We start from the raw sequence: 18,772 nt of genomic DNA on the forward strand, positions 1-18,772 counted from the left end.
GGTGTATTTTTATCGCACATCGAAAGACTTTAATTTTAAACCGTATATCAACTTATTGTTTAATCAGTAAATGGTACGGGAATAAGGAAAGGATAATATGGGCAATATAAAGTTGGCCATAGTCATAATGCTTAAGTCCCTTCTAGCATTTTGCCTCTATGGTTATTCTCTTCATGCCGTTGCCGACACTTCAACTGTGCAGTCTGAAGGAACATCAGCACGTCATGAAGTCACGCTTATCCGTGACAAAGATTACAAGTGTATTCAATGTCATAAGGATTCTAAACAAACACTCGCGGGTTCTCATGGCGAAGACGCACTTAAAATACTGGGTCGAGAAGTCAACTGTACTGAGTGCCACAACAATATAGGACCAGACCACCGAGAGGGTGCGCCGCAAGTTACTAAATATTCTAGTGCTCAATCTGCATCGGGAACCGATAAAGTCTTCCTTGATCCACAACAGATTCTTAAAGCCAATAGTCAGTGCGCCGATTGTCACACACCAGAAAAACTGCGTGATAACAGCTGGACTCATGATGTTCATGCAAAAAATCTCACCTGTTCAAATTGTCATGATGTTCATGCAAACAAAACTAAAGTGTTGGCTCTTGAGAAGAAAGAGCGCATCAAGCTTTGTGTGGATTGTCACGCCGATTTTAACCAGTTGAAGAAGGAGAAGTAGTATGAGTTGTTCTAGACGAAACTTCTTAACCGGCGCAGGTGCTGTGATCTTCACTACAGGTGTGGCAGGAACCGCGGTGTTCAATAGCCGAAAAACGTTGGCGAATGTTGAGCAGGATGGCAACAAGTTATACGGCATGATTCACGATGAAACCGCTTGTATCGGTTGTACTGCGTGTACCGAAGCGTGTCGTGAAGTAAACAAAGTTCCGGAAGGTGTATCTCGCCTTGAGATTATTCGCAGTGAACCACAGGGTGAGTTTCCTGATGTTGATTACCGTTTTACTCGCAAATCTTGTCAACATTGTGAAAACCCACCGTGTGTTTATGTTTGTCCAACTGGGGCGGCATACAAAGATGAGAAGACTGGCATTGTTGATGTACACAAAGAGAAGTGTGTCGGTTGTGGCTACTGCTTAGCGGCCTGTCCTTATCAAGTTCGCTTCTTTAATCCTGTCGACCATTCCGCTGACAAGTGTAACTTCTGTCGTGACACAAACTTAGCACAAGGCAAGCTTCCTGCTTGTGTTGAGTCTTGCCCGACGCAGGCGTTGACCTTTGGTGATCTCAATGATCCAAACAGTGAGATAAATCAGGTATTGAACAGTGAAGTTGTGTACCGCGACAAGGTACATCTTGGCACTAAGCCTAAGCTATACAAAGTGCCTCACCAGAAAGGGGAGATCTGATAATGAATGGTTTTGAAAGTGCATTCCACTTTGACTCTCTGGTTTGGGATTGGATCATCGCAATCTATCTATTCCTCGCTGGTATGTCTGCTGGTGCGGTGATGATTTCGCTTTATCTAAAACGTAAAGTGATCGAAGGCGATCCGGCTAATAATGGCATTATCAAGGCGATGGCTTGGCTGGCACCATTTGGCATTATCTCGGGACTGACAATTTTGATTTTCCACTTAACCAAGCCTTTGTCGTTTTGGAAAATCATGATTTTCTACAACCCAAGTTCGGTAATGTCGATGGGTGTAATTCTCTTCCAGGTCTACATGATCGTATTGTTCATTTGGATTGGGATCATATTCCGTCACCAAGTTATCCAATTCTGTGATGGTAAGCTGCCGAGTAAATTGCTTGATTTTGCCGATGGCTTCTTGATTAAATCAGGTAAGTTCTCTAACGCTATTGAGCTATTTTTGGGCTTCCTAGCGATTGTTCTAGCGGCGTATACAGGCTTCCTGTTGTCTGCTCTGAAAACCTATCCAATGCTTAATAACCCTGTGTTGCCGATACTGTTCTTGTTCTCAAGTCTGTCATCTGGTGCTGCGGCGTGTTTGATGTTTGGCATCTTAGTCTTTAAAGAGTCTGCAACAAGCCCAAGTGTTTCGTGGGTACATAGCTTTGAGCGTCCCGTTGTGATGTTTGAGCTTTTTGTACTGGTTACTTTCTTTACTGGCCTAATTTTTAGTGGTGGCCAAAATGAAGTAGCGGCTTGGAATGCAATTGGTGGCGGTTTTTGGTCTAACTGGTTCTGGTTTGGTGTCGTGCTGATTGGTATGGTACTGCCGCTAACCCTTAATGCGGTGATACCAAAAGAAACACGTCACAATGGTGGTTATATCCTGATGGTAACAACATTGAGTTTGGTTGGCGTACTGATGTTACGTACGTTTATTCTCTATGCTGGTCAAATGACGGTTGTATAAATATGGTAGGAGAGTTGGGCCATTTGGCACTGGTTTTGGTAACGCTTTCCAGTACGGCAGCTAGTGTTCAATATGCATTGCAAAAGTGGCTTCGCCATGGCAACACACTCTCTTTATCATTCCTTGCAAGGTTCAATGGCGTGGCTGCGTCATTGAGCCTTGTTTTGTTAGCTTACTTATTTATTAGCGACCAGTTTCAGTTTCAGTATGTCGCGTCTCACTCAAATACCGCGCTCCCGCAGTTTTTCAAGGTTGCGGCGGTTTGGGGTGGTCATGAAGGGTCAATGCTGTTCTGGGTGTTCACCCTAGCGGTATGGGCTGGCTGTATTTCATTTATTCGTTCTGCACCCCATGCGTATTTACAGGATGTACTGTGGATTATGGGGTTGTTTGTTGCCGCTTTTGGTTGGTTTACTCTGATAGCGTCTAACCCATTTAGCTATGCGGAGAACTGGCTTGAACAGGGACGAGATTTAAACCCAATGCTGCAAGATGTTGGGCTTATTTTTCATCCTCCTTTGCTCTATTTAGGCTATATCGGATTTTCGACGGTTCTAGCGTTTGCGCTTGCCGCTTTGATGCAGCCAAGCTTTTTCCAAAACTGGGTTGAGTTGGCAAAACCTTGGCTTATCTCAGCGTGGGCATTTTTAACCCTTGGCATTGTGGTCGGCTCTTGGTGGGCTTATAACGAATTGGGGTGGGGCGGCTGGTGGTTCTGGGATCCCGTCGAAAATGCCTCTCTACTGCCATGGTTAACTGGGACTGGATTGCTCCATGCTATGTTAGCGGCGCGTCGTTATGAGCAGCAGAAACGAGCCGCCTTGATTCTTGCGCTTATCACTTTTAGTCTCAGTATCCTCGGAACCTTTATTGTTCGTTCTGGTGTACTGACGTCTGTTCATGCATTCGCTGTCGATCCGAGTAAAGGTATCGCTTTACTGGCTATTTTGGCTGTGACATTAATTTGCTCATTCTCACTGCTGTTTGAACGCGGCGAGGTGGTCAAAAGCAAAACTATCAAAGCGATATTCAGTCGTAGTTACTTGGCTACTGCCTCGGTAGGGTTGTTAGCTGTCGCAAGTTTCACCGTGTTTCTCGGCACCTTTTACCCAATGATTTATGAGTTGATTGGCTTAGGTTCCGTTTCGGTAGGTGCACCTTATTTTAATACTTTATTTCTCCCACTGACGGTCATTGCATTGTTGCTCATGGGTTTTGTTCCGCTTTTGAAATGGCATCATGGTGCCTACTACTCTGTTACTCAGTTGCTGTTAATGCTGACCGGGGCAATGTTGGTTGGCTGTGTGGCGTATTGGGTGCAGGTTGATCAACCTTCACCTTTACTGTTGATTATATGGGGACTTGGCGTTTGGGTCGTATTGAGTCATGTGCTTTTTTGGCTGCAACAATCTCGCAGCCTATTTATGGTACTTGCCCATATCGGACTTGCGATAAGTGCGGTCGGCGCGGTCATGAATGCCGAGCACTCCTATCAAGCGAGTTTTAAGATGGCGGATGGTTCATCAATAACATTTTCCGATTGGAAGGTTGATTACATTGAGACTCGTTGGGCTATTGGCCCCAATTATACGGCGGAGCAAGCATGGTTGCGCTTTTCTAATCAGGACAACAGCTTCGATTTGATTCCGGAGCGTCGCCATTATCCCGTGCGCGTAATGAATATGAGTGAGCCCGCTATTCGGTCTTTTTGGTATGGCGACTACTATGTTACGCTCGGTAGCAAAGTAGATTCTCGCGCCTATGCGGTGAAAATTCAGTACAAAGCTTACATTGGTTGGATATGGGGTGGGGCTTTGGTGGCAATGTGGGGGGCGGTTTTCCCACTGTTATCTCTAAGACGCAAAGAGGCAGTACATGGCGTTATCAAGCAGGCATAAAATCGCCGTATTCATTGCAGTTTTAGCTGGTTTTATCGGCTTTCTTATCGCGGGGCTAAACTCGCAACAGCTTGGCTCACAAACCAGCCCTGTTGTACATGCGTTTCCCAGTATGCCAGTGGAACTGTTAATCAGTGAACAAATCAAACAGAGTCCTGAGCTGTTTAGTGACGAATATCAACTGGTGAATGTCTGGGCTTCATGGTGTGGGATATGTCGTCAAGAACATGACTATCTCAATCAGTTGCAAAAGCAAGGTGTACCGATTGTTGGGCTTAACTATCGAGACAATCGTTCGGGAGCCGTTAACTATCTGGCTCAACTCGGCAATCCATACACTGATGTTATTTTTGATCCAAAGGGAAAGTTATCCCTGGATCTTGGTGTGATAGGCACACCAGAGACGTACCTCGTCACACGCCGCGGTGAGATTGTTTACAAGCATTCCGGACTATTAAGCGAACAAGCTTGGCGCAAACATTTTTTCCCTTATTTCGATCAGAGTAACCGTTAATGCCCGTTCGGTATCTGCCACTATTTCGTCTGTTATGTTTAACGTTGTGCTCAATGCTGAGTTTTCATGCGTCTGCGCAAGAGCAAGCCCTTTTTGTAGCAGCGACTCATGAGCAAAATGTTCAGGTTGAGCTGTTTGAGTTTAAGACACCTCAATTGCAAAAGACCGCCATTGAGCTAGCGAAATCACTGCGCTGTCCACAGTGTCAGAATCAGAATTTGGTAGAGTCTAATTCGCCAATTGCCAAAGATTTAAGGCTGATTGTGTTTCAAAAAATCAACCAAGGCGAGAGTGAGCAGGAAGTAGTGAACTTTATGACCGCCCGGTACGGTGAGTTTGTTTTATATAAACCATCATTCAGTTGGTCGAACGCACTCTTGTGGCTTGCGCCAGCCCTATTGCTGGTTCTATTTCTCGTTGTATCTATGATACGTGTCCGCCGTTCATCAGCGAGTGGTGAGAGTTAGAGCGAAGCTCTGGTGTAAGACGACGAGTAAAGATGACAATTTACTGATAGAAAATTCTGCTCATTGGTATAGAGTGGGGTTTGTATTCATAGCAGTAGTTAGATATCAGTGCGTTACGCAATCGAACAATATGACCAACACGGTTTTCTCAAAGCCCCAAGACTTCTTTGGTTAGGCTGGTTGTTTATGGCCAAGGCTTGGGTGGTCTTTGTTGTAGCCGGAGCCAGCCGTGACAGTGGCAGTAAGATTCTATCCATCGTTTATCCTGATCACAGCATGCTTTATCTCGGACTTGCGATGGGTGTTCCTAGCATAGCCCTGATGTGGATGATTAGCTTACGTAGTCCAGAGCGGAGTTGGGTCAACCAAATCGTCTCATGGGGAAAAAGTGTGACTCTGGTTACAGCAAGTGCGCAGTTGGCACAAACGTTCTATCACGTCTACCTCACTCATGGGGCCTTCAGCTGGGCTAATGGTGCCGTGATGCTACTCCTGCTATGGTTTATTCTCTACGTAGCGAAAAGCCGTAGTGTAAGAGACTGCTTTCACAACCCTGCTACACAGTGATCGTTCGAAGCGATGATCGTTGTCAATATATTGAAATCAAAACGAAATACACTGAGCAAAAAATATTAGTGAGGAAATAAAAATGTCATACCCTCAAAGTGCTATCCTTCCTGAAGCTGGACCATTCGCACAATACACCTTGCTCAAGGTGACTCAAAATCCACAACACGTTTTAGAGCAGTTAAAAGCGCTCCCAGCATTGGTTGAACAGCTTAACGACCAGCAACCTGGTGCGGAACTGACACTTTCCATTGGTTTCACTAAAGCGTTCTGGAGCAAGCTAGATGTTGCCATGCCAGCGGAACTGATCGATTTCCCACAACTAGGTGAAGGGGATGTCGTCGCACCAAGCTCAGACGTTGATGTGTTGATTCATTGTCACTCAAACCGTCATGATCTGCATTTTTACCTACTTCGTAAGTTCTTCGCTGAAGTGTCTGAACAGGTTTCGGTTGTTGATGAGACCTACGGTTACCGCTATCTAGATTCTCGTGATATGACCGAGTTCGTTGATGGAACCGAAAACCCGAAACAGGCTCAGCGAGAAGAAGTGGCTATCATTCCACAAGGTGTGTTTGCGGGTGGTAGTTACGTAATGGTGCAGCGCTTTATCCATAACCTTCCTTCGTGGAACCGCCTCAATGTGTCGGCACAAGAGAAGGTGATTGGCAGAACTAAGCCTGACTCCGTTGAGTTAGATGATGTGCCAGCGGCATCACACGTTGGTCGTGTCGATATCAAAGAAGAAGGCAAAGGGCTTAAAATTGTTCGCCACAGCTTGCCATACGGTAGTGTTTCTGGTGAGCATGGATTGCTATTTATTGCCTACTGCAACACCTTACACAACTTCAAAGCTATGCTAGAAAGTATGTATGGCGTAACGGATGGCAAAACAGACCAACTGTTGCGCTTTACTCATGCCGTGACAGGTGCTTACTTCTTTGCTCCTTCAGCTCAAATGCTGGCAGATCTCAAGTTAAAGTAGTCAGGCGTAAGCCGTTATTAGTTAAAGCCGAACCCAAGGGTTCGGCTTTTTATTTTTTTGTTAAAGAAAACCTCAGATTGCCGATAAAGAGAGTAACCAGAAAGAAGACAACGCAACTTTATGACAATCACGGTGAATACGAACGTCTCGGCAATGACAGCGCAACGACACTTGTCGAAGGCGACCGATCTGCTGAATCAATCTCTGGAGAGACTCTCTTCAGGGAATCGTATTAATAGCGCTAAAGATGATGCAGCAGGGTTGCAGATTTCCAATCGCCTTGAGTCACAGATGAGAGGGTTAGATGTCGCTATGCGTAATGCCAATGACGGTATTTCGATTATGCAGACGGCAGAAGGTGCGATGAACGAAACCACCAACTTGCTTCAGCGTATGCGTGACCTCTCCCTTCAATCTGCGAATGGTTCAAACAGTCGAGCTGAGCGAGATGCCTTGCAAGAGGAAATGAGCGCTTTAAACGATGAATTGAACAGAATCGCCGAAACCACCTCTTTTGGTGGTCGAAAATTACTCAATGGTTCGTTTTCGTCTTCTTCTTTTCAAATTGGTGCCAGTTCGGGTGAAGCGGTACAAGTTTCACTCAAGAACATGCGTTCAGACAGTTTGGACATGGGTGGCTTCAGTTACATCGCAGCAGGTAAAGCAGACAGTAACTGGCAAGTGGCTCAGGGCAACAATAAATTGGTAATGCAATACACCAATGCTCAAGGTCAGCAAGAAACCATCAATATAACCGCTAAAGCTGGTGACGATATTGAAGAGTTAGCGACCTATATCAATGGTCAAACAGACAAAGTATCAGCGTCGGTTAATGAAGAAGGGCAACTGCAAATCTTTATGGCAGGCAAGGAAACGGCGGGAACGATTTCCTTTTCTGGTGGGTTAGCAAGTGAGCTCAATATGAATCTAGCGGGTTATGAAGCGGTTGATAATATAGATATTTCTGAGGTTGGGGGCGCGCAAAGGGCCGTCTCCGTTCTCGATACCGCACTCAATTATGTTGATAGTCACCGAGCTGAACTTGGCGCAATGCAAAATCGCTTTAATCATGCCATCAACAACTTGAGTAATGTGAGCGAAAACCTGTCAGCGTCTAATAGCCGGATTAAAGATACCGACTACGCGAAAGAAACCACCCAAATGGTTAAGCAGCAAATTCTGCAGCAAGTCAGTACATCTATCTTGGCGCAGGCTAAGCAACAACCAAATTTAGCGATAACGCTGCTCGGTTAATTTGAGGCAAGAGAGCATTATCGACAGCCGAAGCGAAAGCTTTAGCAAAAAAATGGCTTTATTAACGTTTAATCACGCTTTTCTCACCAATAGAACTTTTTTCGAAAAAAACTTAAAAAAAACCTCAAGGTTTTGGAAATAGTGCCGTTAATAAATGTAACTTTTGAGAGAACTACTTTGGTTTTCCGAGACGTCGGAAGCCGGAAACATCGGAAAATCAAACGGAGAAATCACCATGGCAGTGAATGTAAACACCAACGTATCAGCAATGACAGCACAGCGTTACCTAAATAGCGCGAACAATGCTCAACAAACTTCAATGGAGCGTTTGTCATCTGGTTCTAAGATCAATAGCGCTAAAGACGATGCAGCGGGTCTTCAAATTTCTAACCGCTTAAACGTACAAAGCCGTGGTCTAGACGTGGCTGTACGTAACGCGAACGACGGTATCTCTATCGCACAAACGGCTGAAGGTGCGATGAATGAGACAACAAACATCCTGCAACGTATGCGTGACCTATCGCTACAGTCTGCTAACGGTTCAAACTCGAAATCTGAGCGTGTTGCTATCCAAGAAGAAGTAACAGCACTTAATGACGAACTAAACCGTATCGCTGAAACAACATCTTTCGGTGGTAATAAGCTACTTAACGGTACGTTCGGCACTAAATCAATGCAGATCGGTGCAGACAACGGTGAAGCGGTAATGCTTTCACTAAACAACATGCGCTCTGATGACTCTAAGATGGGTGGCCAAAGCTTCCAAGCTGCAAACGCAAAAGATGCAAGCTGGACAGTAGCTGCAGGTGCTAACGACCTAACAGTTAACCTAACTGACACAGACGGTAACGCTCAAACTATCACTATCAATGCTAAAGAAGGCGACGATATTGAAGAACTAGCGACATACATCAACGGTCAAACTGACATGGTTAAAGCGTCAGTAAACGAAGATGGTCAACTACAAGTATTTGCTGGTGCAGATAAAGTAGAGGGCGCAGTATCTTTCTCTGGTGGTCTAGCGGGCGAACTAGCGATGGGCGCAGCAACAAACGTAACGGTTGATACTATCGACGTAACGACAGTTGGCGGTGCGCAAGAATCTGTTGGTATCATCGATGCTGCACTTAAAAATGTAGATAGCCACCGTGCTGAACTGGGTGCATTCCAGAACCGCTTCAACCACGCTATCAACAACTTAGACAACATTAACGAAAACGTGAATGCATCTAAGAGCCGTATCAAAGACACTGACTTCGCGAAAGAAACAACTGCACTAACTAAGTCGCAAATTCTTTCTCAAGCTTCAAGCTCTATTCTTGCTCAAGCGAAGCAGGCGCCAAACTCGGCACTAAGCCTACTAGGCTAATCAAGCTCAAATTAAAAAATCCAGCTTCGGCTGGATTTTTTTTGCCTCACGCAAATAGATGATCTCCATCACATTTCATATACTCGCCGATAAAAAAGCAAAAAAAAGTTATTTTTTTCCTAAAGGTATTTTTTAGCTCGCCGTTAAAGGATTGAGAGAAATGAGATGTGCCAAAGTGAGGTGAGAGACACTGCGGCACATCGCCCTAATGCCGAAGGAGATCAAATATGGCAATTAATGTAAACACGAACGTGTCTGCGATGACTGCTCAGCGTTACCTTAATGGTGCGACTGACGGGATGCAGAAATCGATGGAGCGCTTATCTTCAGGTTATAAAATCAACAGTGCACGAGATGACGCTGCTGGTTTGCAAATTTCCAACCGCTTAAACTCACAAAGCCGTGGCTTAGACATGGCTGTAAAAAATGCGAATGACGGTATCTCAATTGCGCAGACAGCCGAAGGTGCGATGAATGAGACCACCAACATACTTCAACGTATGCGTGATTTGGCACTTCAATCTTCAAACGGCTCTAACTCTCGTAGCGAGCGTATCGCGATTCAAGAAGAAGTGACGGCGCTTAACGACGAGCTAAACCGTATCGCAGAAACTACCTCTTTTGGTGGTAACAAACTGCTAAACGGCACATTTGGCGACAAATCCTTCCAAATCGGAGCAAGTTCTGGTGAAGCTGTACAGCTAGGCATCGGTAACATGCGTTCTGACACCATGGATATGGGTGGTAAAGCATACATTGCAACCGCTGGTAAAGACGCTGATTGGGCTGTTGCAGCAGGAGCGACCGACCTTACACTGGGCTATACTGATGTACATGGTGAAGCGAAAAACATCACCATAAATGCTAAAGTTGGCGACGATGTCGAGCAGCTTGCAACGTACATTAATGGTCAAAGTGAAGATGTGAAAGCATCTGTTGGTGAAGAGGGTAAACTACAGCTATTTGCAGCATCTAATAAAGTTGCTACAGACGTCACTATTGGTGGTGGACTTGGTGGTGAAATTGGTTTCGGTGCTGCAGAAGATCGTACTGTTGCTGATGTAGATGTAACGACAGTTGCAGGCTCTCAGCTAGCGGTATCTGTGATCGACGGCGCATTGAAAACTGTAGATAGCCAACGTGCTGAACTGGGTGCATTCCAAAACCGTTTTGGTCACGCGATCACCAACTTAGACAACATCAACGAGAATGTGAATGCATCTCGTAGTCGAATTGTTGATACAGACTATGCGAGAGAAACTACTGCGATGACTAAATCGCAAATTCTTCAGCAAGCGAGTACATCTGTCCTAGCGCAAGCTAAGCAGTCCCCGTCGGCAGCACTTAGCTTATTAGGTTAATCGATAGGTTCGACAGGAGCTTATTGGTACAACATTATGTTGTGACCTGCTAAGGTGGAAGGGAGATCGTTATGGAAATACCATCCTACACATCGAACATCCAGCCTTATGGCTCAGAAAGTGGCACTAAACTTGCTTCTAAGTACGATGGTGTACAGCAAGTTTCCTCGCGAAAGGAGCAGGTCTCTACAACTGAGGTAAGCGAAAAAGCGTCTCAAACTGTTGAAAAAGCCATCGAAGCCTCGCAAGAGAGGGAGAAGCTAAACAGGGCGGAGCGTGAAAGGATTGTTGAGCAGATGAATGATTTCATATCATCTATCAATAAGGGCTTATCCTTTAGGGTGGACGAAGAGTCCGGTAGAGATGTTGTAACGATATATGAAGCGGATACTGGTGATATTATTCGTCAGATACCCGATGAGGAAATGTTAGAGATCTTACGACGCCTAAGGGAACAAACGGCCCGATATTCATCGGGACTTGTTAACCAAACGGTGTAATCGTACTTGAGGTGAGTGAATGAGTTTTGGCCCTATAGGCATGAATTCTGGCATGGATATCAATTCTATGGTCAGCAAAATTGTGGATTCGGAGCGTGTTCCTAAACAGCAACGTATCGACAGTGAGCGGACCCAAATTGATTCCAGTATCAGTGCTTATGGCCGGCTCAGAGAGTCGCTGGATACGATGAAAAACTTGATGGCGAGCTTTCGTCAAGAGAAAGCTTTCGCCGCAAGAACAGTGGCGTCAACAGACGACACTGTCGTATCCGCGACGGCAACCACTGATGCTATCGCTGGTCGATATGCTATCGATGTGTTGCAACTTGCCCAAAGTCACAAAATTGCGTCTGATGTTTTGCCAGAAGATGCGAAATTTGGACCGGGCAAGTTGCAGATTTCACTGGGTGAAAAAAAATTCTCTATTGATGTACAAGAGAATTCTAAGCTCGTTGATATCGTTCGCGGTATCAACGGCAGTAAATCTAATCCGGGTGTCCGTGCGGCAATCATTAACGATGTCGATGGTCCCCGTCTTATTGTTGCCTCGAACGTATCCGGTGGCGACAATGAAATCTCAATGCAAGTGGATGCCCAGCCGGGTAACTCGCTCAAACAACTCGAATACAAAACGCTAGAGCAACGAGTCAAAGATCTTGAACGCGCACGTGCTGCGGCTCAGGAATTGATTGCCCCTCTCACCCCTGCAGAGAAAAAAGTTGCCGATAAAGTCGCTCAAAAAATCATCGACGCGGCAAAACTTGTCGATCAAGAGATTGCCGATACCACAAAGCAAGCGGCAATTAATGCAGATCCCAACGCAGCCAAAGAGGCCACGCCCGATAATGAAATGTCTAAAGCTGCAACGACAGCGGCAGCAAATGCGGGGATTGAGGCAAACAAGTATCTTAAACCAGAAGAGCGTATTCCTGGTTGGAGTGAAACCGCTTCGGGCACTTTGCTCGATTCTTACTGGGAACCAGAACCTCAACTAGATGCGAAAGCGAAAGAGAAAGCGCCAGACGTACCAGGCTGGTCAAATACGGCATCAGGAACCCTAACGGATTCGTACGTCACACCCAAAGAAGCGCAAGCTAAACTGGATGCAGAAAAAGCCCGTATAGAGAAAAAAGTGGCCGATGAACAGTCTGCACTGGCTCAGCGTGTTGCTTCTGGTGAGTTGACGCCTGAACAAGCAAAACAGATGGAACGCGCCAAGTTGCCGCAGGAAGAGCGTGAGTACCTTGAGCGTATCGATCAAGCGCAAGCCGATCTCGAGGCAGCGCAGCGTTCATTTGATACTTATCGTGGTATGACGGAAGTACAGTCTGCGCAAGATGCAAAAGTGTTACTTGATGGCGTTGCTCAACTTTCCAGCAACAACAACATTATTGAAGATGCAATTGATGGTGTTGACCTGACTCTAAAAGGGCGAACTGAAAAAGGTAAGCCCATTTCCGAAATCGATATTGAGTATGACCGACAAGGCGTACGTGAAGATATTGAACAGTTCGTCGCTGCTTACAATCAGTTCTATCAAGTGACGAAGGAGTTATCGGGTGTTGATCCTCGGACTGGAATGGCAGGGCCGCTGGCCGGCGACAGCATTGTCCGTAGTGCAGATTCGCGTTTGAAAGCCGTATTCTCTTCACGTGTCGAGCCTGCCCCAGAGGATTTAAAAACCCTTACCGAATTTGGCATTACGACGACCAGACAGGGTAATTTGGAAATCAACTACGATATGTTAGATCGTCAGTTGAACAATAACTTTAATAAGCTCGAAGAATTTTTTGGCGGTAATCAGGGATTCGCTAAGAAAGTCGAGGATGCGATTCAAGGTCTAACAGGCGTTACTGGTTCGATTCGTAACCGCGAGCGCAGTATGGTTGAGCGTACTTACCGACTACAAGATGACCAAGCGGCACTTGACCGTCGAATGGATAACTTGGAAAAACGCACTCACGCCAAATTTACGGCAATGCAAGATGCGACCAGTAAGATGCAGTCTCAATTAGCGGGGATGATGAATGCCCTCGGATAGAGACTTTGAGCAACGTCTCAATGAATTATGTGAAGTTGATCAAATAATTAGTGAAACCCTTACAGCGATTGAACTATCGACTGAAGAAATCGTTAAGCTGGTCGATACAAGGGAACAGATATTGCTAAGTTTACTGGCAGCGATTCATTCGTCTCCAGAACTTGCCAAGTTACAACAGTGGCACGACGCGGTTGAAAGAACGCAAACTGTTGTAGAGTTAATGAGTAGTAAAACTGCTGAACTAGGTGTGGCGCTGCAAAAGTATCGTCACGGTAAACGATCAGTTCAGCAGTATCAAAAATTTTTATAAATTTAAGAGGGTTGTTATGCGTGGTTCACTACAGGCTTACAAGAAGGTATCGGTTGATAGCCAGCTCAGTGCGGCCTCCCCGCATAAAATTGTTCAAATGCTAATGGCTGGCGCTATTGAACGTTTGATTCAAGGCAAAGCGGCGATGCAAGCGGGCAATATTCCTGTCAAAGGCGAGCGCCTAGGTAAAGCGCTGGACATTATTATCAGCCTGCGTAGCTGTCTTTCTATGGATGACGGTGGGGACATTGCTCAAAACCTAGATCAGCTCTATGAGTTTATGATCACTCAGATCACAGATGCGAATCATCGCAATGATCCACAGCCGATTGATGATGTGATTGAAATCATAAGAGAAATTAAGTCCGCATGGGATCAGATTCCGAACGAATATCACAACCTCACCGCGGGTGACGTCGGAATCTAGCGTTAAGCGAATGTTTGCATACATTTTGTATAGAAATGTGTGATGAATGAAATAATATGACTGATTAGCTTTTGGTTGAACGTCACATCAAGTAATTGCTTGGTTGCCTTATTTTTTTTATCAAATAGAATAGAAGCTACTAACGGGTCAGTGGCTTTTTTTGTTGCTGATATTTGTCAATTGTCTGATGTATCTGATCTATAGTTACAAATGGCGTTAGAAATAATTATCCAGCCACAACGTTTTACAATAAAGGCAAACAATCTCACCTATGCAAGGTTTAGCGAAACTACTTGTGATTGAAGATGATGTGCAAGCACGTATCAATCTAAGTAATATTTTAGAATTTGTTGGAGAACAGTGTGAGGCCATCAGTTCTGATCAACTCGATGATCTGGATTGGTCACGAGTGTGGGCCGGCTGTATTCTAGGTTCTCTTAACGACAAAAAGTTATCTACCAAGCTGAGTGACAAGCTATCCAAGGCCAACCATATACCGTTGCTGATTGCAGGAAAGCATTCCTATCCAGTAGAAGATCTGACAAATTATGTCGGCGATCTGGAGTATCCCCTAAATTATCCGCAATTAAGTGAAGCCTTGCGCCACTGTAAAGATTTTCTTGGTCGTAAAGGGGTTAATGTACCTTCTTCGTCACGTAAAAATACACTTTTCCGCAGTTTGGTCGGCCAAAGTCATGGCATCAAAGAGGTTAGACACCTTATCGAGCAAGTCTCAGGTACTGAAGCCAACGTATTGATCCTCGGTGAGTCTGGTACTGGCAAAGAGGTGGTGGCGCGCAATATCCATTACCATTCAGCACGTAGAAACGGACCATTTGTACCGATTAACTGTGGTGCTATTCCGCCAGACTTATTGGAAAGCGAATTATTCGGTCATGAGAAAGGGGCGTTTACTGGTGCGATTACATCACGTAAAGGCCGTTTTGAACTTGCTGAAGGTGGAACCCTGTTTTTGGATGAAATTGGCGATATGCCAATGCCTATGCAGGTTAAGCTGTTACGTGTACTTCAAGAGCGTTGTTTCGAACGCGTTGGCGGTAACACGACGATTCGTGTGGATGTGCGCATTATTGCTGCAACTCATCGTGATCTTGATACGATGATCAATGGTGAGTCTTTCCGTGAAGACCTCTACTACCGACTCAATGTTTTTCCTATTGAGATGCCAGCGTTACGCGACAGAAAAGATGACATTCCGCTGTTGTTGCAAGAGTTGATGACTCGAATGGAGTCTGAAGGCGCTCAACCTATCTGCTTTACGCCTCGTTCGATTAATTCACTAATGGAACATGAGTGGCCAGGCAACGTACGCGAATTGGCGAATCTGGTTGAACGTATGATTATCCTCTATCCAAATAGTCTGGTTGATGTGAATCATTTACCAACTAAATATCGATACAGCGATATTCCAGAGTTCCAACCAGAGTACAACAAGATGGATTCGGTTGAAGAGCTAGAACGCGATGCGTTACAAGATATCTTTGCTGAAGATTTTAGCTTTGAATCCAATGACTTATTCCACGACCACGAAAACGCGCCACAAAGTTTACCGCCAGAAGGTGTGAACTTGAAAGAGATGCTTGCAGATCTTGAAGTTAATATGATTAACCAAGCGTTAGATGCACAAGGTGGTGTTGTGGCACGAGCTGCGGATATGCTCGGCATGCGTCGCACGACTTTGGTTGAGAAAATGAGAAAGTACAATCTACAGCGTTAGTAACGTTTAATTATTGACTGTCAAATTTTCGACCTGATGTTAAGTTGTTGAAAAATATATAAAATAGCCTGGCTTGCTTTTTGCACGGTAGGCTATTGTAGTTTTTAAGGCAGAAATACGTCATGCATCCAACTTCTTCAACGGATAATCCAATGCCGTTGGGCACATTAGAACAACAAGTCGAACGCTACCAGCAGGTACTCGATGTTATGCCGGCGGGCGTGATCTTGCTCGATACTCAGGGCGTGGTTCAGGAAGCTAACCCTGAAGCGCAAAGATTGTTAGAGCTTTCACTGGTTGGTGACAAGTGGTTTGAAGTCATTCAACAGGCGTTTGCGCCACGCGAAGATGATGGTCATGAAATATCGCTGCGAAACGGGCGCAAAGTGAGATTAGCGATCTCCGCATCCGCAACGGGGCAGCTCATTCTGATCACTGATTTGACTGAAACGCGTTTATTGCAGGCGCGTGTCAGTGATTTGCAACGACTCTCTTCTTTGGGACGTATGGTTGCATCTCTGGCACATCAGGTTCGGACACCACTTTCCAGCGCGATGCTCTATGCCTCTAACCTAGCGGCGCCCAATTTGCCTCCAGCAACCAAAGAACGCTTTCAGAGCAAGCTGATGGACAGGCTTCATGACTTAGAAAAACAAGTCAATGATATGTTGCTGTTTGCAAAAGGTGGAGATAATAAGGTTGTTAAACCGTTTACGATTGAACAACTTGTTAGCGAGTTCTCACCTATGGTTGAGACTGCACTTAAAAACAACCAAATCGATTATTATCTTGAAGTCGAGCAAGAGCAGACTCAGTTGTTGGGGAATGCGAACGCGATTGCATCCGCGCTGAGCAATTTGGTCATGAATGCGATTCAGATTGCCGGAAAACAGTCACAGGTCGATGTATTTTTCAGACCTGTGAATGGTGAGCTCAAAATTTCAGTTCAGGACAGTGGCCCTGGAGTGCCGAAAGAGCTGCAAAACAAGATAATGGAACCTTTCTTCACCACTCGTTCTCAGGGAACGGGACTTGGGTTGGCTGTCGTACAAATGGTATGTCGTGCTCATGATGGAAGGTTAGAACTTATTTCAGAACAGGGTGACGGGGCGTGTTTTACTATGTGTATCCCGCTTAACGAAAACTCGAATGCTGACCAACAAGCTATGACTGGAGAAAGATAATGGCTCAAAGTAAGGTACTGATTGTAGAAGATGATGAAGGCCTACGCGAAGCACTGGTCGATACGCTAGCTTTAGCTGGCTATGAGTGGCTTGAAGCGGATAGCGCCGAGGATGCCCTAGTTAAGCTCAAATCTAATAATATCGACATTGTTGTCTCTGATGTTCAAATGGCTGGCATGGGTGGCTTGGCTTTGTTAAGAAGCATTAAGCAGCACTGGCCAAATCTTCCTGTGTTGTTGATGACGGCATATGCCAACATTGAAGATGCCGTTTCAGCGATGAAAGACGGTGCGATCGACTACATGGCGAAACCTTTTGCGCCAGAGGTACTACTTAATATGGTCAGCCGTTATGCGCCGGTTAAATCCGACGATAACGGTGATGCCGTGGTGGCTGACGAGAAAAGCATCAAGCTGCTGGCATTAGCCGATAAAGTTGCTAAAACCGACGCAAGTGTGATGGTTCTGGGGCCAAGTGGCTCAGGTAAAGAAGTCATGTCACGCTATATTCACAATGCTTCTCTTCGCAAAGATGGCCCTTTTGTCGCAATAAACTGTGCGGCTATTCCAGATAACATGCTGGAAGCGACCCTTTTTGGTTATGAAAAAGGCGCGTTTACTGGGGCGGTACAGGCGTGCCCGGGTAAATTCGAACAGGCGCAAGGTGGAACCATTTTACTTGATGAAATCAGCGAAATGGATCTTAGCCTGCAAGCGAAGCTATTGCGTGTTCTTCAAGAAAGAGAAGTTGAACGTCTGGGTAGCCGCAAGAGCATAAAGCTGGATGTTCGTGTGCTGGCAACCAGTAACCGAGATTTAAAAAGCTACGTCCAAGAAGGCAACTTCCGTGAAGATTTATACTACCGTCTTAACGTGTTCCCAATCGCATGGCCAGCACTGTGTGAACGTCCGGGAGATATCGAGCCGTTGTCAAAGCATCTGATTGAGCGACATTGCCAGAAATTGGGTATGCCAGTACCGACTTTGAGTGCAAGCGCGACGGATAAATTGATGTCTTATTCATGGCCAGGGAATGTTCGTGAACTGGATAATGTGATGCAGCGAGCTTTGATATTAAGCGACAACGCTGTCATCGACAGTGAACAAATTCTGTTAGAAGGGCTTGATTGGCAAGATGCGTCGAGTCTGCAAGTGGCCGTTGAAACAGGTGTGTGTCAAGTTCTAGATGTTAAACCGGTTGCAGAGGCGACCAGCAGTTTGGCGTCTGGCTCTGGTTTAGGTGGCGAACTGCGTGATCAGGAATATGCGATTATTCTTGAGATATTAGAAGAGTGTAACGGCCGTCGAAAAGAAATGGCTGAAAAATTAGGCATTAGTCCACGAACTTTGCGCTACAAGTTAGCAAAAATGCGTGATGCTGGGATTGATATTCCGAACTAACGTGCTATTTTTTGTCAGTCGAATTGACGTGGCACGAGGATTGCAGCGTCATAAGTCCAGCACTATGTTTAGTCAAAGAGTTGACTACTGAGGTTTTGATGAGAATTGATGGTTTTCAAAGCGAAATGCAAGCGATGATGTTTGAAGCGGGCGGCACAAAGCCAGCGGCGACAGGGCACACTGTAAGCGCAGACTTTGGGCAAATGCTGAATAGTGCCATCAATAACGTCAATGGCCTTTCTAAGACATCTAGTGATTTGCAAATGCGATTTGATCGCGGTGATGCAGATGTGTCTTTGTCTGATGTAATGATCGCTAGAAACAAATCTAGCGTTGCATTCGATGCAACAATTCAAGTACGTAACAAGCTGGTTGAAGCGTACAAAGAATTGATGAATATGCCGGTTTAA

At 45.4% G+C, this 18,772-nt stretch carries 19 protein-coding genes; all 19 read left to right on the plus strand.

Annotated elements, in window-relative coordinates; all coding sequences use genetic code 11:
- Positions 1 to 97: 97 nt before the first annotated feature.
- Positions 98 to 685, plus strand: a complete 588-nt coding sequence (nrfB, locus tag DA100_RS19935; RefSeq protein WP_138973723.1) for a cytochrome c nitrite reductase pentaheme subunit — start codon at positions 98 to 100, stop codon at positions 683 to 685.
- Position 686: 1 nt separating this feature from the next.
- Positions 687 to 1,373 (plus strand): cytochrome c nitrite reductase Fe-S protein, encoded by a 687-nt coding sequence (nrfC, locus tag DA100_RS19940; RefSeq protein WP_138973724.1) that lies wholly within the window; start codon positions 687 to 689, stop codon positions 1,371 to 1,373.
- Between the two features lie 2 nt (positions 1,374 to 1,375).
- Positions 1,376 to 2,347: a cytochrome c nitrite reductase subunit NrfD gene (gene nrfD / locus DA100_RS19945; protein ID WP_138973725.1), complete on the plus strand. Its 972-nt coding sequence runs from the start codon at positions 1,376 to 1,378 to the stop codon at positions 2,345 to 2,347.
- Positions 2,348 to 2,349: 2 nt separating this feature from the next.
- A complete protein-coding gene (locus DA100_RS19950; RefSeq protein WP_138973726.1) occupies positions 2,350 to 4,245 on the plus strand; it encodes a heme lyase CcmF/NrfE family subunit in 1,896 nt (631 codons plus the stop codon).
- Positions 4,223 to 4,759 (plus strand): DsbE family thiol:disulfide interchange protein, encoded by a 537-nt coding sequence (locus DA100_RS19955; protein WP_138973727.1) that lies wholly within the window; start codon positions 4,223 to 4,225, stop codon positions 4,757 to 4,759. Before DA100_RS19950 ends, DA100_RS19955 begins: the two co-directional genes overlap by 23 nt.
- A gap of 53 nt (positions 4,760 to 4,812) precedes the next feature.
- Entirely contained in the window at positions 4,813 to 5,226 is a 414-nt protein-coding gene (nrfF, locus tag DA100_RS19960; protein WP_240800975.1) for a heme lyase NrfEFG subunit NrfF, read from the plus strand.
- A gap of 108 nt (positions 5,227 to 5,334) precedes the next feature.
- Positions 5,335 to 5,793 (plus strand): DUF2919 domain-containing protein, encoded by a 459-nt coding sequence (locus DA100_RS19965; RefSeq protein ID WP_138973729.1) that lies wholly within the window; start codon positions 5,335 to 5,337, stop codon positions 5,791 to 5,793.
- Positions 5,794 to 5,875: 82 nt separating this feature from the next.
- Positions 5,876 to 6,778, plus strand: a complete 903-nt coding sequence (locus DA100_RS19970; protein ID WP_138973730.1) for a Dyp-type peroxidase — start codon at positions 5,876 to 5,878, stop codon at positions 6,776 to 6,778.
- Positions 6,779 to 6,898: 120 nt separating this feature from the next.
- Positions 6,899 to 8,032 (plus strand): flagellin, encoded by a 1,134-nt coding sequence (locus DA100_RS19975; protein WP_138973731.1) that lies wholly within the window; start codon positions 6,899 to 6,901, stop codon positions 8,030 to 8,032.
- Between the two features lie 235 nt (positions 8,033 to 8,267).
- On the plus strand, positions 8,268 to 9,401 hold the full coding sequence (locus DA100_RS19980) for a flagellin (RefSeq protein WP_138973732.1): 1,134 nt from the start codon (positions 8,268 to 8,270) through the stop codon (positions 9,399 to 9,401).
- 227 nt (positions 9,402 to 9,628) lie between these two features.
- Positions 9,629 to 10,762 carry a flagellin gene (locus tag DA100_RS19985; RefSeq protein WP_138973733.1) on the plus strand — a complete coding sequence of 378 codons (1,134 nt, stop codon included), beginning with the start codon at positions 9,629 to 9,631 and terminating at the stop codon, positions 10,760 to 10,762.
- Between the two features lie 71 nt (positions 10,763 to 10,833).
- The gene (gene flaG / locus DA100_RS19990) at positions 10,834 to 11,262 is read left to right on the plus strand and encodes a flagellar protein FlaG (protein WP_138973734.1); all 429 of its coding nucleotides are present in this window, start codon (positions 10,834 to 10,836) and stop codon (positions 11,260 to 11,262) included.
- A gap of 19 nt (positions 11,263 to 11,281) precedes the next feature.
- Complete coding sequence (gene fliD, locus DA100_RS19995; RefSeq protein WP_138973735.1) at positions 11,282 to 13,303, plus strand: flagellar filament capping protein FliD; 2,022 nt, start codon at positions 11,282 to 11,284, stop codon at positions 13,301 to 13,303.
- On the plus strand, positions 13,290 to 13,613 hold the full coding sequence (locus DA100_RS20000) for a flagellar protein FliT (protein ID WP_138973736.1): 324 nt from the start codon (positions 13,290 to 13,292) through the stop codon (positions 13,611 to 13,613). Before fliD ends, DA100_RS20000 begins: the two co-directional genes overlap by 14 nt.
- Before the next feature lie 16 nt (positions 13,614 to 13,629).
- Positions 13,630 to 14,040 (plus strand): flagellar export chaperone FliS, encoded by a 411-nt coding sequence (fliS, locus tag DA100_RS20005; RefSeq protein WP_138973737.1) that lies wholly within the window; start codon positions 13,630 to 13,632, stop codon positions 14,038 to 14,040.
- Positions 14,041 to 14,311: 271 nt separating this feature from the next.
- A complete protein-coding gene (locus tag DA100_RS20010) occupies positions 14,312 to 15,778 on the plus strand; it encodes a sigma-54 dependent transcriptional regulator (RefSeq protein WP_138973738.1) in 1,467 nt (488 codons plus the stop codon).
- 122 nt (positions 15,779 to 15,900) lie between these two features.
- The gene (locus tag DA100_RS20015) at positions 15,901 to 16,962 is read left to right on the plus strand and encodes an ATP-binding protein (protein WP_138973739.1); all 1,062 of its coding nucleotides are present in this window, start codon (positions 15,901 to 15,903) and stop codon (positions 16,960 to 16,962) included.
- The gene (locus DA100_RS20020) at positions 16,962 to 18,362 is read left to right on the plus strand and encodes a sigma-54 dependent transcriptional regulator (protein ID WP_138973740.1); all 1,401 of its coding nucleotides are present in this window, start codon (positions 16,962 to 16,964) and stop codon (positions 18,360 to 18,362) included. The genes DA100_RS20015 and DA100_RS20020 overlap by 1 nt, the downstream gene beginning before the upstream one ends.
- Positions 18,363 to 18,460: 98 nt before the next feature.
- Entirely contained in the window at positions 18,461 to 18,772 is a 312-nt protein-coding gene (fliE, locus tag DA100_RS20025; protein WP_138973741.1) for a flagellar hook-basal body complex protein FliE, read from the plus strand.

Origin of the sequence: Vibrio sp. Hep-1b-8 (assembly GCF_006124995.1) — a bacterium.
GTDB lineage: Bacteria > Pseudomonadota > Gammaproteobacteria > Enterobacterales > Vibrionaceae > Vibrio.